The 13,309-nt window shown below is 59.1% G+C and carries 13 protein-coding genes; 7 read left to right on the top strand and 6 right to left on the bottom strand.

All coding sequences use genetic code 11. From position 1 onward, the window contains the following. The first annotated feature begins 129 nt into the window (after window positions 1-129). The 5 genes from FFI94_RS30955 (at window position 130) to FFI94_RS30935 (ending at window position 5,243) form a co-directional block, all read left to right on the top strand. The gene (locus FFI94_RS30955; protein ID WP_185993452.1) at window positions 130-1,335 is read left to right on the top strand and encodes an NAD(P)/FAD-dependent oxidoreductase; all 1,206 of its coding nucleotides are present in this window, start codon (window positions 130-132) and stop codon (window positions 1,333-1,335) included. Window positions 1,336-1,389: 54 nt separating this feature from the next. Then, entirely contained in the window at window positions 1,390-1,842 is a 453-nt protein-coding gene (locus FFI94_RS30950) for a nuclear transport factor 2 family protein (RefSeq protein WP_138873758.1), read from the top strand. A 79-nt stretch (window positions 1,843-1,921) separates the two neighbouring features. Continuing rightward, window positions 1,922-3,148 carry an NAD(P)/FAD-dependent oxidoreductase gene (locus tag FFI94_RS30945; protein WP_138873757.1) on the top strand — a complete coding sequence of 409 codons (1,227 nt, stop codon included), beginning with the start codon at window positions 1,922-1,924 and terminating at the stop codon, window positions 3,146-3,148. A gap of 133 nt (window positions 3,149-3,281) precedes the next feature. Continuing rightward, the gene (locus tag FFI94_RS30940; protein WP_144298306.1) at window positions 3,282-3,659 is read left to right on the top strand and encodes a hypothetical protein; all 378 of its coding nucleotides are present in this window, start codon (window positions 3,282-3,284) and stop codon (window positions 3,657-3,659) included. A gap of 166 nt (window positions 3,660-3,825) precedes the next feature. Beyond that, window positions 3,826-5,243 (top strand): IS3 family transposase gene (locus FFI94_RS30935; RefSeq protein ID WP_138871141.1). Its coding sequence is split into 2 segments (ribosomal slippage): window positions 3,826-4,203 and window positions 4,206-5,243, totalling 1,416 coding nucleotides; the frame shifts between segments, so codons are not numbered across the junction. Here FFI94_RS30935 and FFI94_RS30930 read toward each other — a convergent pair. From FFI94_RS30930 to sigJ, 4 genes are all read right to left on the bottom strand, one after another. Further along, complete coding sequence (locus FFI94_RS30930) at window positions 5,240-5,428, bottom strand: hypothetical protein (protein ID WP_138873755.1); 189 nt, start codon at window positions 5,426-5,428, stop codon at window positions 5,240-5,242. The genes FFI94_RS30935 and FFI94_RS30930 overlap by 4 nt on opposite strands. A 128-nt stretch (window positions 5,429-5,556) precedes the next feature. Beyond that, entirely contained in the window at window positions 5,557-6,000 is a 444-nt protein-coding gene (locus FFI94_RS30925; RefSeq protein ID WP_138873754.1) for a succinate dehydrogenase, read from the bottom strand. 11 nt (window positions 6,001-6,011) lie between these two features. Then, entirely contained in the window at window positions 6,012-6,413 is a 402-nt protein-coding gene (sdhC, locus tag FFI94_RS30920) for a succinate dehydrogenase, cytochrome b556 subunit (protein WP_138873753.1), read from the bottom strand. Next, on the bottom strand, window positions 6,400-7,314 hold the full coding sequence (gene sigJ, locus FFI94_RS30915) for an RNA polymerase sigma factor SigJ (RefSeq protein WP_138873752.1): 915 nt from the start codon (window positions 7,312-7,314) through the stop codon (window positions 6,400-6,402). The genes sdhC and sigJ overlap by 14 nt, the downstream gene beginning before the upstream one ends. A gap of 744 nt (window positions 7,315-8,058) precedes the next feature. Here sigJ and FFI94_RS34455 point away from each other — a divergent pair. Beyond that, entirely contained in the window at window positions 8,059-8,355 is a 297-nt protein-coding gene (locus FFI94_RS34455; RefSeq protein ID WP_260684533.1) for a hypothetical protein, read from the top strand. Between the two features lie 165 nt (window positions 8,356-8,520). Here FFI94_RS34455 and FFI94_RS30905 read toward each other — a convergent pair whose 3' ends face one another. Further along, window positions 8,521-9,045, bottom strand: a complete 525-nt coding sequence (locus FFI94_RS30905; protein WP_260684532.1) for a ClbS/DfsB family four-helix bundle protein — start codon at window positions 9,043-9,045, stop codon at window positions 8,521-8,523. Window positions 9,046-10,497: 1,452 nt separating this feature from the next. Between FFI94_RS30905 and FFI94_RS30900 the strand changes: the two genes are divergently transcribed. After that, window positions 10,498-11,682, top strand: a complete 1,185-nt coding sequence (locus tag FFI94_RS30900; RefSeq protein ID WP_260684448.1) for an IS30 family transposase — start codon at window positions 10,498-10,500, stop codon at window positions 11,680-11,682. Between the two features lie 170 nt (window positions 11,683-11,852). Here the strand turns inward: FFI94_RS30900 and FFI94_RS30895 are convergent, their stop codons facing one another. Continuing rightward, entirely contained in the window at window positions 11,853-13,235 is a 1,383-nt protein-coding gene (locus tag FFI94_RS30895; RefSeq protein WP_138873750.1) for a pentapeptide repeat-containing protein, read from the bottom strand. Window positions 13,236-13,309: the final 74 nt, after the last annotated feature.

Raw genomic sequence — 13,309 nt, 5'->3', positions numbered from 1 at the left:
GGCCTTACCGACGGTATGCGCACCGAGATGACCGCGACAAGCGCGATCTCGCACGCATGTACCTTGCCGTTGAGCGACCCCACTGACGCCGCGAAGTCACATTCGATGCGACCATATCGTCCTATAGGTATGAATAACAAGACGATTCGTAGAGTGGTCATTCTGGGTGGTGGATACGCCGGAGTGATGTGTGCCAACCGGTTGGCGGGAACCCTCCGCGGCAAGGTCCAGGTCACACTTGTCAACCCGATCAACAGTTTCGTGGAGCGACTGCTTCTCCACGAAGTGGCCGCCCGCGCCGACTCCGATTCTGCGACGCGGCATAGTTTGACCGAATTGCTCAACCCTTCGGTCCAACTCGTCATTGGATCGGCGACGACGATTCGACACGACCACAACGAAATTGACGGTGTCGATTCACCTTCGGGGAAGCAATGGACTCTGCAATACGACGACCTGATCTACGCGATCGGCAGCGGTGCCGTGCTCGATCCGGTTCCGGGTACCCGTGAGTTTGCGTTCGACTTGTCTAGCCTTGAACAGGCTCACAAACTGAGGGACGCACTCGCTGAGTGCGTTGCGGGTGACAGCGTCATTGTCGTCGGCGGCGGGTCCACGGCGATCGAAATGGTCTCGGAACTCTCTGTCGCACGCCCTGATCTCAGTCTGAAAATGATCACGTCTTCGGTGCTGGCACCTACCGTGTCCGAGAAAGCGCGCGCCTACATCAGGAACGCTCAAGCGATGCGCAATGTCGACGTGATCGAAAATGTATCCGTCGCAGAAGTCACACCCGACGGAATTATCACCGGCAGTGGCGAACATGTCGAAGGCAATGTTGTGGTCTGGGCCGCGTCCTTTGCCGTACCGAGTTTGGCGCGCGATAGCGGACTGGCTGTCGACAAGTCCGGTCGATTGCTCGTCGATGCCAGTATGCGCTCGACAGCGCACCCGCGAATTCTCGGCGCAGGCGATGGAGCGGTTGTCACCGGATCGGCAGGTAGAACCCTACGCATGGCATGTGCAACTGCCGCACCGCAGGGAGCGCACGCCGCCCAAACCGTCATCGCAGACTTAAAAGGTGTTGAACCCAAACCTTTTGCGCTCAGGTACCTCGTTCTGAGTTTGAGTTTGGGGCCTGGAGACGGACTGATTCAATTGACTAACAGCGACGATACGCCGCGTGATTTCACGATCAAGGGTAAAACCGGTGCGTTGTTCAATGATTTGAACAATCGATATGCCCGCGTGATTCTGTCGTGGGAGCGCCGTCGAGCAGGAAGCTATCACTGGGCCAAACCCAAGAATCACCGCCCGGAAAATATCGATGCGTAGAACGTCAACATTTATCAATTGCAACACTATTCGGCAGAATGCACTGCCGAGGTCATGGATAGGAATCTGATGAGTACATCGTCAACGGGCGCACCACTCTCACCCTCAGAGCTTGCGACCCGGATTGTGCAAGCGGCCGGACACCCTGAGCGAATGATCGAGAATTTAGCACCAGATGTCACATGGTGGATCACCCCGTCGATCCCAGCGGAGGTGATGGAGAGCTTCACATCCGGCCGAGGCGAAGTTCTCGCTAATTTGCATCGTGTGTTCGGTGACCTGTACGACCCGAACAAGATGACTGTGGAAGTGCACCATGCGATTACCGACGGAAATATCGGAGCGGTTCGCTTCAAGATGAGTGGTGAATTCTCCACTGGCGGGTTCTACGAGAACGAATACAGCCTCTGGCTGGAAGCGATCGATGGTTGGGTCGTCAGAGTGTGGGAGTACGTGGATATGGCACACACCACTGCCCAAATCCGCTCGGCCACGTCAGATCGATGACCCAGTTGCAACCGACTACGAACAGGACTTGCGTGAGGTCAACGACCGACGCCGTGACGAAGCAACGGAAGGTTGATTCATGTCGAAGATTTTGATTGTCGGGGGAGGCTTCGCCGGCGTATGGAGCGCTGCCAGCGCCGCGAAACTGCGGGATGAGTGCGGTGTGGTTGACTCGGAACTGGAAATCGTTGTTGTCAGTGCCGGTGACGATCTGGTGATACGCCCACGTTTGTACGAATCGGAACCTCACAATAAGCGCGTCCCACTCGACTCCATTCTTGGGCCGATAGGTGTCCGGCGTGTGCCGGCAACTGTGACCGATATCGACACCGACGCCCAATCGGTCACAACAGTCGGTAGGGACGGGCGCAGTGCCGTAATAGCCTACGAAAAGCTCATACTGGCGTCCGGCAGCCAGGTCGTGATGCCGACCATTGTGGGGGCAGAACATCTCTTTGACGTCGACACTCTTGCCGGTGCTGCCCGGCTCGATTCACATCTGCACCGACTTCCGCATGAAGGTGTCAGCGCTGGGCAGTACACGATTGTGGTCGTGGGGGCAGGATTTACCGGACTCGAAATTGCGGCGGAGTTGACGCAGCGAGTTCGTGAGATCGCCGATGGCCAGGCAGTAGTACGGTTGGTCTTGGTGGAGAGGGAACGCCAGGTTGGGCCCGAGTTGGGTTCGGGTCCGCACACTGCAATCTCTGCCGCGCTGAGCGACCTCGGAATCGAGGTACGCCTCAACGTGAGTGTGGATAGTGTTCGCTCACATGGGGTTACTTTGTCCGATGGTACTGAAATCGACGCTCGCACGGTGGTGTGGACAGCGGGAATGACAGCCAGCCCACTGACGAAGTGCATTCCTGCAGAACGTGACTGGCTCGGCCGACTGTCAGTCGACGAGTACCTTCGTGTAAGCGGTGTTGCCGACGTCTATGCGGCGGGCGATACCGCGGCGGCGGTTGCAACGCACGGCCGGACCGTGATGCAGAGCTGTCAGTACGCTGTACCTCTCGGCAAATTCGCCGGCCACAATGCTGGGGCCGATCTGCTTGGGGAACCTCTCGTAGCATTTTCCCCGGATGAATATCAGACGTGTCTGGCGCTAGGGGCGGCAGGGGCCGTGGTCACGACGGGTTGGGATCGTACAGTCGTGATGACTGGCAGTGCTGGACAACATCTCAAGGTAACGATCAACACAGAGTGGATCTATCCGCCAGCCGATGACAAAGAGTCTTTGTTGGCAATGGCAGGTCCGAACGGTGCTCTGCCGGAGTACATTCCACCGGTACCGAAGCCTTGACCCAAACTGATACGCCGATTGTGCTGCCGATCGAGAACCCACGGCAGCACAATCGGTTCCGCAAGTGGCCCCGATTGCAATAAGCAATCGGATCGGCTGAAGGATGCACGTCTCGCGGTGAGGGTGCGCGCTAGTGGAACTTGATGAATCGCCACAACCGAAACTGCTCCTCACGCCGGGTAGCGGCAAGCCACACTCGAATTCTCAGTGGGTTGAGCGCGTTACGTCGGGTACTGAATTTCTGGAACTAGTGGTGCGGACCTACAACTCGCGAAGAGATGAGTTCATTGGCTTTGCGGAGCGCGAGAACCGCACTGTGGCGATCACGAGCGATCTCGAAACTTCCGGCGAGGAGAAACCACAGCCGCCAGTCAGCGGAGTCCGAATCGACGTCGGAACGACATTTCTCTACGTACGCCTTCGCATCTTCGGGAAGAACTCGGCCGGACGGGCGCCGAGGGAGGTCCGGGAAACCTCGGTCGTCACCTTCCTCGATGAGTACTTTGAGTAAACGATCTGCTGATAGACCGAATCGAATCTGGTTCACGATCAATGCTGCGGCCCTGCGTGTCAGCATGAGTTGAGTCCACTGGTTCACAGCAACCCCACCTGATGCAGGGCGAGATACGGATCGACCGAACATGACCGCTCCAGCGATCACAGACCACAATGAACCGATGGATCCAGCACATCCCAGAGCCGACGGCCCTCGCCGGCGCCGCACCTTCACCACCGCGGACAAGATCGCGCACCTCACGGCGTACGAACAGGCCTGCGAACACGGCGGCGGCGGCGCGTATCTGCGACGGGAGGGTCTGTACTCATCGCTGATCAGCGAATGGCGCAAGCAACGCGATGCCGGAGTACTCCAAGGTAAGAAACTTGGTGAAAAGGTCGGCAAACTGACTTCCGAACAAGCCGAAATCGCGAGACTGACCCGCGAACTTGCCCGGGCAAACAAGCGACTGACCACCACCGAAGCCGCACTGGACATCATGGGAAAAGCACACGCTCTCTTGGAAAGTCTCTCCGAGGGAGCGGATTCGGGCGAGACGAACAACAAACGATGACCGCTGCCTGGTCCGAACTCACCGCTGCCGGTGTCGGTACCCGGGCGGCGAGCACGCTGACTGGTCTCGTCCGCTCGACAGCAACCAGACGCCGCACCGCAGCACGATTGCCCACACCGCCGGCTGTGGCCCGCCCGGCACCGGTGAACAAACTCAGTGACCTCGAACGACGTCGCGTCCTTGACGTCCTCAATTGCGATCGATTCGTCGACCAGGCTCCGCTGGAGATATTCGCTCAACTCCTCGACGAAGGGACGTATCTGTGTTCGGTGTCCACGATGTACCGAATCCTGCGTGAGAATGCGCAGGTCTCCGAGCGTAGACGGCTCGCGCGGCACCCGGCGAAGGCGTGTCCGGAACTGGTCGCGACTGCGGCCAGGCAGGTGTATTCGTGGGACATCACCAAGCTCGCCGGTCCGGTGAAAGGTCAGTACTTCGATGCGTACGTGATGATCGACATCTACTCGCGCTACATTGTCGGCGTCCATGTTCACACGCACGAATCCGGTTTGCTGGCACGGGAATTGATGGAACAGATCTTCGCGGTGCATGGCATTCCGAACGTGGTCCACGCCGACCGCGGAACATCGATGACCAGCAAGACCGTCGCGACGCTCCTCGCAGATCTGGAAGTGACACGTTCACACTCACGTCCGCGAGTATCGAATGATAATCCATTCTCGGAGTCGTTGTTCAAGACGCTGAAGTACGGGCCGGAGTTTCCTGATCGGTTCGGATCACTTTTTGCAGCAAGGGAATTCATGGAAAGCTTCACCAACTGGTACAACCATGAGCATCGGCACACCGGGATCGGCCTGCATACTCCCGCAGACGTTCACTTCGGACTCGCGGCCGGCAAGGCCGCTGACCGAAGAAGTGTCCTCGCCGCGGCCCGCGAGCAACACCCTTACCGTTTCGGCACCACAGCCGCGCCGAAGATCCTCGACCTACCCGACAACGTCTGGATCAACCGACCAGCCGCCGAATCCGAGGACGCAAAGGACTCCGAAACCGCAGCGGCTTAACACCTATTGGACTCAGACGCCTTGACAAGTTCCGCGGCGACAGTTCCGATGACGACAAGGGAGACCCCCAGCGAGACACCCACCGGTGTACCTGTGAGTATTTGTGCGGTAGCTGGTGCGAGTAGGGCAAACACGCCGAGAAGGGCGAGAGTGGCTGCCATCAGGGAGACTAGTTTCTTGTTCATCGTTTGTCCTTCAACAGTGCTCTCACGACGAACACGGTGAACCACACCACGAACAGCGCGGCGAACACCAAGACGATCTCGAAGAATGTTCCGACGCTCATCTGTACGTATACCTTTCGAGTGTCAATTCAGGGGGTGGGGCAGAAGTCGGGCAGATTCCCGGACAAGATCCCGGCAGGGCATGGGTCGAATGTGAAGATCGTGAAGGTGCCGGCGATGAGCATCATGACTGCCGCACTACAGATGAGCATGGTCATCCAGAATCGAACGGGGGCGCGAGTCGAGTAGTCGGCGATGATGACGCGAACACCATTGGTGCCGTGCAGTACAGCGAGCCAGAGGATGGCAAAGTCCCACAATTGCCAGAATGGATTTGCCCACTTTCCAGCGACGAATGCGAAGTCGACTTTGTGGACGCCTTCACCGGCGACCAGATTGACGTACACATGCACGGTTACCAGGACGAGGAGTACGACACCGGACAGTCGCATGAAGATCCAGGCGAGTTTCTCGAAGTTGCCTCCGACGTTCGCTTTGGTCCGTAGGTCGCGTGTGGTGGTCGGGATGGACATACCCTCTCCTTTCAGATGTAGTGACTCAGGTGACGGATGACGAAGGGGATCATTGCCAGCACCCAGAGCACGACGACGATCCACAGCATGAGCTTGGATTTCTCGATCCCCTTGGACCAGAAGTCCAAAATCACAATCCGGATGCCGTTGAATCCATGACCGAGGATGGCTGCGACGAGGCCTATCTCTCCGATTCCCATGATGAGTGTCTTGTAGGTGTGAATCACTTCGTCGTACGCGGCAGGTGATACTCGCAACGTGAGGTTGTCTGCTACGTGAACGAGCAGGAAGACGTAGATCACCATCCCGCTGACACGCTGGGCCACCCATGCCCACATCGACAGGCCCCCACGGTAAAAGGTGTTGTGAACTGGGCGGGGAGGCTTCACCTCTGCCGCGTCACGCGTCAACATGAACATTCGCCAGCTTGGTCGGCGCAACGAGAATGTCGATACGGGAAATTGTCGAGGCGCTGACGGATAGCGAGACGACTGCGGTGACGTTGCCGGCGTGAAGCATCACCAAACCGGGTAGTCCGTTGATATCCATGATCCTGATGTCGAGTTGTGTGACCTTGTTGCGAAGGCCGACAATGAATCTGGATACTTTGTCTGCCCCCGACACCGGGCGCCGCGCCGCCGAGACCACGCCCCCTCCGTCGCTGGTCAGTACAACCTGGGGATCGAGAATCGTCAGAAGTGCGTCGACGTTTCCGCTGATCGCTGCTGCTTGGAATGCCTCGACCACTGCTCGATGTGAGCTGACATCGATATCGATGTGCGGAATGCCGGCGGCGACCTGTTTGCGGGCGCGAGCGGCGAGCTGCCGCACGGCCGCTGGAGTGCGACCGACAACGGTTGCGACATCTTGAAATGGCATCGAAAAGAGATCGTGAAGTACCCACGCGGTGCGTTGAGCGGGACTCAAGGTTTCCATGACAACGAGCAATGCAAAACTAACGGATTCATCTAATGTCACACGATCGGCGGGGTCCTGCGGTGCCTGTGAGGTGGTGTGCACGGTTGGCTCCGGAAGCCATGGACCTACGTACATTTCGCGGCGAACTCGCGCGGATCGGAGAGAGTCGAGCGCGTGGCGAGCGACCGCTACGGTGGTCCATGCACCAACGTCCTCGATTCGGGTTTGAGCGTTTGCTCTGACTAGCCGTAGCCAGCAGTCGGAGACAACGTCTTCTGCTTCGGCGTGGGTGCCGACCACCGCGTAGGCGATTCGGATCAGGCGTGGGCGGGCTGCACTGAACTCGCCTGCCAGCCGCTCCTCCGCCATGATCGGTGTTTCGAATGGGGTCGACATCGGGTTTTAGTCCTTTCGCATGGAAATCGGAACCTATTGGGAAGACGAGATAGACGGATTGAATGTGACAAAGCGGAGGTGAGGAGGATTCGAGTATTGCGTGTTGGGGTGGGTCCGTACATCGTGTGTCTGCTGAATCACCTGGTGATATGCCACGTCTTGACCTGGAGGCGGGTTGTCGTTGGCGGAAGCCGAACTACAAGGACGGGCGATTCGTGGGCAGATCTCGCGGCTTCCGTGCAGTACCGACATCAACAGGGGGCGATCGCCGGGTGGAACCGCGATTCGATCGCGAAGTGGGGATCCGTGGCGGACAATCCGACTTCAAGTACCTCTCACAGCAGCTTGGGGTCACGCCTCTCTCGAGTCACACCGCGAGCGGAGACCGGAGGGCGTGACACACCAGACAAGAGTCATCCCGACCTGAGGGAGACAGAATGTTCACGAGTCATTCCTTCCGGCCTACTACGACACGCTATGGGCTGCAATCCCGGTCACTTGCCGTAACACTCATGTAAGTCGGAATGTTCACTACAATTATTGTGAGTCTTGGAGTGGCTGTTCTGGAACTCTCACAAGTACGTGACCGCTGCCCGTGCGACTACTGCACAGCTGAAAAGACTTGGGTGCCCAGGGCACTTACCGACAAGCTCGTTGAAGGATTCCGACCCTGCAAGCAACCACATCTGACCCGACCAGCCGAGATTCTCCGCGTGGCGTTCGCCGACTATTCTGGACTGGTGCGTGGCCGAAGACTCTCACGTCCAACGCGTCGCAGCGGTGCAACGAATCTACCTCGAGCACCTGGCACTACCTTTCGGGCGTTGCTACATCGATGATTCCGGCAACGGCGTCGTCGCGGTCCTGCCGCCGAACGTACCGGAGCCTGATGAAAAGGCTGTCGAGAAGATCGTGGAACTGCGCGGAGATCGGTTAGAGCGGATTCTCCAGGCAGACGAACAACTGTCTGCGGTTTCCATCCCTGCGCACGCGTGGTCGGTGGCAACGATCGGTACGACGCCGCGCTCGCGCGGGACATGATTGGGTTCTGCGCTACTGCGACACGCATTGGGCGAACTGGATCGCTCCGGGGAGGCGTGCTTGCTCGATACCTCGACGGAACGGAATCTCCCGCTGTATGAACGGTTCGGGTTCACGATCGCTGGTGAAATCTCACTGACCGACGGTCTGGCGGATACACCGAACTCAGAGCTGATTCGCCGATTTCAGTAGTCGCCGAATCATTTTCGACAAGGATGCGAATTGGGTGATCGTGTTGACGGCAATCCACCTCGACACCGGCCAGGTCCTGCTCCACGAGAAGTCCCCGACCGCCAGAAGTTGATCGTCGTCGAGGGTCTCGATGTACTTGCGCAACAATGCGACAGCAACTCCCAAGCGATCGCGAAGCACCAGAATCGGAACGTCTGCACTTGCGTCGACAACCGACTGATTCAGTGCGGGAGTTTGCGTCCAGTTAAAGCCGGGTTCCGGTGTCTGCGGATTCTCGTCGCGCAGTCCGGCCGCGATCCACTCAGCCACCGCCTCGGCCCACCAGACGCGTACAGCGACGACGTCGTGAACAGTCCAAGCATCAACTGCGACCTCGTCGAACAGATCGGCTTCGGCCGCACGGTCGAGTAGCGCTTCGAGTTTCGAGTAGGCAGAGTCGAGTTCCGTTGCCAGCTCTTCGCGCGAGAGAACCTGCCCCACCACATCTCCGATCACCACAGGGGGTGGTGGATTCCGGTCCCTGTAGCGAAGACCAGAATTCACCTTGACTCGGGTGAGCCTAGTTCAGTTCGTCCACGAACGACTTGACATGCTCGGCGATAGCCGCCAAGGTCGCTGCACTCACCAGTGCTGTGATCGTGGTCGGGTGTGGAAGCGACGACTCCCGCTAGGCCACCTCGGTCAGCACGTCGACCAGCGGCACCATCGTCACTGACACCAGCGCCGACCTCAGCAGTATTGCGATCGGTTGGGGTGAGCAGCATTCCGACTGCGAGATCCACCACACCCAAACCCGAAGACGTGACCGTCGATGTTTGACGCTGGTGGCTAAGAGATGCGGGCGGCGAGGTACTCGGCGTTGTCGCGACTGGCGAGGGTGGACCAGCGGGTTGCCGCGGCTACCGCGTCCTCGCGGCGTCGTCTGCGAGACTTCCAAGCGGACCTTGTGCGGCAAGCCCTATGCACGTGAGGTTAGCGGCGGCCAGGGCGTGTCCGGTAATGCGAGATCCAAACCTCGAGTAGGGACAGGTCCCGCTGGAGCGGGGGGTCGCAACCGGCGAGGCCTGACGCCCTCATCAGTGGAGCTGTGTGCTCAACTCCCGCTGAAGGGGTGCATAGAAGGTACTGGCAGCAACTCGGCCTCGCCATTTACGTACCAGTAGTCACGAAACCCTTGGCTTGGCACTGAGATTGGGGCTTTGCGATGTCGGATCCGAAAACAGGTGCCTATGTAGGTACTTCGGCCCATGTGTATCGCATTTACCACTGGCAGGTTCAGAACGTGCCTACATACAGTGATCGAAGGTGACGGCAGTGACTACTGTCAGAGATCAATTGGACACGTGTCAGTTCCTGCTGAACCGTGCCCGGCTCGCCGAGGACGACGATGCAATCCGGCGACTCTCGGAGCGTCGAGACATGTTGGTTAAGCAGCTGGCTAGCATGGGATCTCACCTTCGTCTGGTGTAGGCAGCAGTCGGGCTGGAGGCGTTGCGATCTGGCCGCCTCGTGGTTTCATCTCAAGGTTTTCATTTCAAGGTCACGAATCCCCCAACCTTGCGATGAGGTTGGGGGTTTCGTTTGCATCCGCGCTGAGCACACAGCGCAGCGACCCGCTATCCGCGCCGAGATTCACGCCCCTCATAGCGAATCCCTGCATATTCACGGTAAGACTCGGTGAGAAGCAGATGCAGGTTTTGACGAGATTTCTTCAAGTGGGTGACCAAAATCCAAGCCTGTCTAGGTATGGACGGTATTCGTCGCCGCAGGGAAAGAGCTCACCCACGCGGGAGGTGGACGTGTTGCGCCGGTGAGCCGTACACGCCGAGGGCGGTTTCTATCGGTCGTCGCAACACTTCTCCCTAGAATCTGGAGTTTGTGTTGTCGTCATCTCGTCGTGTGAAGAAGGGGCCGGGGCGTCGTCCGCAGTCGGCCAAGCGTCAGCGGTTCATGGAGCTCCGCGGCCGCGGGTGGAGCATTCTCGCGGCTGCCCGTGAGGTCGGTGTATCCCGAACCACCGGAAACAACTGGTCGCGCGGCTACAAGACCTACCGCAACGGTGCGGCCGTGGGGTTCGTACCTGCTTTGGAGCGGCTGGCGGTACGTGAGATCAGTGCCCGGTTTCTGTCCCAAGACGAACGCATCGAGATCGCCGATCTACGCCGTGCGGGACTGAGTATCCGAGCGATCGCAGGCCGGTTGGGGCGGTCGCCCTCGACGATCTCGCGCGAACTTCGCCGGAACGCAGTCACGGGCAACGATTATCGGCCGTTCGAGGCCCACCGACGTGCCACGGCCCGACGAGCCCGGCGGCATCGGCGACGTCTGGAGATCACACCAGAATTACAGCGGGTCGTGGCGGAACTGTTGTCGCAGCGGTGGAGTCCGCAGCAGATCAGCCGGCATCTGCGGGCGCGATTCCCGGACGAGCCGCGGATGTGGTTGTGCCACGAGAGCATCTATCGGGCCATCTACCAGCCCGGATCGCTTTTACTGCGGCCCTCTCCGCTGGCCCCGCAGCGGCGGTCACCGCTGCGCACCGGCCGTGATCACCGGCGTGCTCAGCGGCGCGGAGAGCTACGCCGCCCGCGATTCGAGCAGCCGATGCTCACCATTCATCAACGGCCATTCCCTCCCGAGGACCGTTCGCAAGCTGGGCACTGGGAAGGTGACTTAATCACCGGCGCCCACAACCAATCCGCGATCGGCACGCTCGTCGAGCGCCAGACACGGATGGTTCGGTTGCTGCATCTTCCCTTCCGCGACGGCGATTCTCTCCATGCGGCGCTGACCGCGCGGATGCGCGATCTGCCGGCGGCGTTACTGCGGTCGATCACCTGGGATCAGGGCTCCGAAATGGCCCGTCACACTACGATCGCGCGATCGCTGGGCGCACCGGTCTACTTCTGCGATTCACGTTCCCCGTGGCAGCGCGGTTCGAACGAGAACGCCAACGGACTGTTGCGTGACTACTTCCCGAAGGGAACAGACCTCGCCATCCACTCGCCGGAGCATCTGCTGGCCGTTGAGAACGAACTCAACAGCCGTCCCAGGGTCGTCCTCCAAGACCGTTGTCCGACAGAGTTGTTCACGGCTCTACTAGAGTCACAGAATCCGTCGGTGTTGCGACGTTGACTAGAACCCAAGGTGCCGTACCTTGATCAGTTTTCACCTGCCGTCGACACCGGACGATGCGGAACGGTCCGAGGCGTAGTCGAGGGCAACGAGTTAGGCCAGTGAGCCCCATGTTTCTATGGACCGTCGTTCACACGCCACCGTCTTAAGAGCGCTGCACGCTAAAGAAACTACGAACGGAATGGCTGAAATCCGTCTGGCCACCGTGTTTCTGAATAGGTAACTTCGGTGAGATTTGCGTCGGTCAGGTTCGCACCGGTGAAGTCGGCTCCGGTCAGGTCGGCGCCACTCAGGTTCGCGCCGGTTAAATTTGCGTATCTGCAATCCGCGCCGACGAGTTTCGCCCCTTTCAAGGATGCGCGAATGAGTTCGGCCGCACCAAGTTTCGCGCCAGATAAGTTCGCCTCGTTGAGGTCGATAGCGGACAGTTTCGAGAAATCGAGCACTGCGCCCGTCAAATTGGCGCCTGGCAGCCACGCGTGTTCCAAATTCGTATTTGTTAGATCTTTGCCGGCAAGATCGGCGTCCTTCATCTGTACGCGCGTGAGCCTCGTGCCCCGTAGAGCCGCCTCGGTCAGTATCGCTCCCGTGAGGTCAGCGCCTTCGAGGTTTGTCGGATTGAGGATGCTGACTGTGCGGTGGGCTGAACCATCAGGGGACTTCAAGAAATGCACGTATGCGATTCCGCCCATCCGCGCCCGGGTCAGATCTGCGCCAACAAGTTTTGCGCGGGACAGGTTTGCGCTGGTGAGGTTTGCGTCGGTGAGATTGGATCCAGACAGATCGATTCCGCTCATCTGTGCGTCCTGGAGGTTTGCGTTCATTAGATTGCCACCAGGTGCTTTCGACTCGACCAAGTACGCGCGAGACAGGTCCGCATCGGCCAGATTTGGGCGGACCAGCGGAACAGCGGAAAGATCGGCATGCGCCAGGTCATAGGTCAGTCCCATCCACTCTCTTGCCCTCCGGTCACTCAGAAGCCGGATGATCGTCTCTCGGACGGGACCGTCCACTCCAGGGTGAGGGAGGTGGTCCTCGTCTCCTTCTTTGTACGTGCTGTTCGGTTCGGCGAGATACCCAGTAAGGACGTTGATACAGGCCTGGCCTTCACCTAGATTCTTGAGCGCAAGCCAGTCGTTGGCCAGTGATGCCATGGCAAAGACACCCGAGCGGCGAATGGTGGGACTGCTGTGGGCAAGCTGACCAGTAGCGGTGGTGAATCGGCTGCGGAGATCGCGATCGGTCTCCCTTGAATGCTGTCTGTCGCTCTCGTCCTGGCGTGTTTGTAGGTCCTTCTTGTTCCGCACCGCTTCGGCGTCTCGTTGGCGTTCGCCGTTATAGAACGCAAGTGCTCCAGCTGCAAGTGCCGCCATACCTGCAACCACGGTGGCGAAGGGCTGACCAGCGCCTTTCCAGAATCCTTCCCACTCGTACGTCCACGCCAGCAGCGCAAGGATTCCCATCGTGATGAGGGCGGTGACGATGACCGCGAATGCGATCCAGACCCACTGGATCGCTGGTGTCTGGCCGGAGGCCACTTCGTCCTCGTTCATCTACGCGTGGATCTCCTCAGCTCTGGTCGGTTGAGTATACGGTTTGCTCCATTTCGTCAACGACATCTGAATCT

Source organism: Rhodococcus sp. KBS0724 (assembly GCF_005938745.2).
In the GTDB taxonomy this organism is placed as follows: domain Bacteria; phylum Actinomycetota; class Actinomycetes; order Mycobacteriales; family Mycobacteriaceae; genus Rhodococcus_F.
The sequence above is the reverse complement of the archived record's forward strand: the minus strand, read 5'-3'. Positions and strand labels throughout refer to the sequence as shown.

Coding starts and splice junctions, on each gene's coding strand:
- FFI94_RS30925 (WP_138873754.1), bottom strand. CDS start 6,000: ATGTCCATCCCGACCACCACACGCGACCTACGGACCAAAGCGAACGTC.
- FFI94_RS30895 (WP_138873750.1), bottom strand. CDS start 13,235: ATGAACGAGGACGAAGTGGCCTCCGGCCAGACACCAGCGATCCAGTGG.
- FFI94_RS30955 (WP_185993452.1), top strand. CDS start 130: ATGAATAACAAGACGATTCGTAGAGTGGTCATTCTGGGTGGTGGATAC.
- sdhC (WP_138873753.1), bottom strand. CDS start 6,413: ATGTTGACGCGTGACGCGGCAGAGGTGAAGCCTCCCCGCCCAGTTCAC.
- FFI94_RS30930 (WP_138873755.1), bottom strand. CDS start 5,428: ATGAACAAGAAACTAGTCTCCCTGATGGCAGCCACTCTCGCCCTTCTC.
- FFI94_RS30900 (WP_260684448.1), top strand. CDS start 10,498: ATGGAGCTCCGCGGCCGCGGGTGGAGCATTCTCGCGGCTGCCCGTGAG.
- FFI94_RS30950 (WP_138873758.1), top strand. CDS start 1,390: ATGGATAGGAATCTGATGAGTACATCGTCAACGGGCGCACCACTCTCA.
- FFI94_RS30945 (WP_138873757.1), top strand. CDS start 1,922: ATGTCGAAGATTTTGATTGTCGGGGGAGGCTTCGCCGGCGTATGGAGC.
- sigJ (WP_138873752.1), bottom strand. CDS start 7,314: ATGTCGACCCCATTCGAAACACCGATCATGGCGGAGGAGCGGCTGGCA.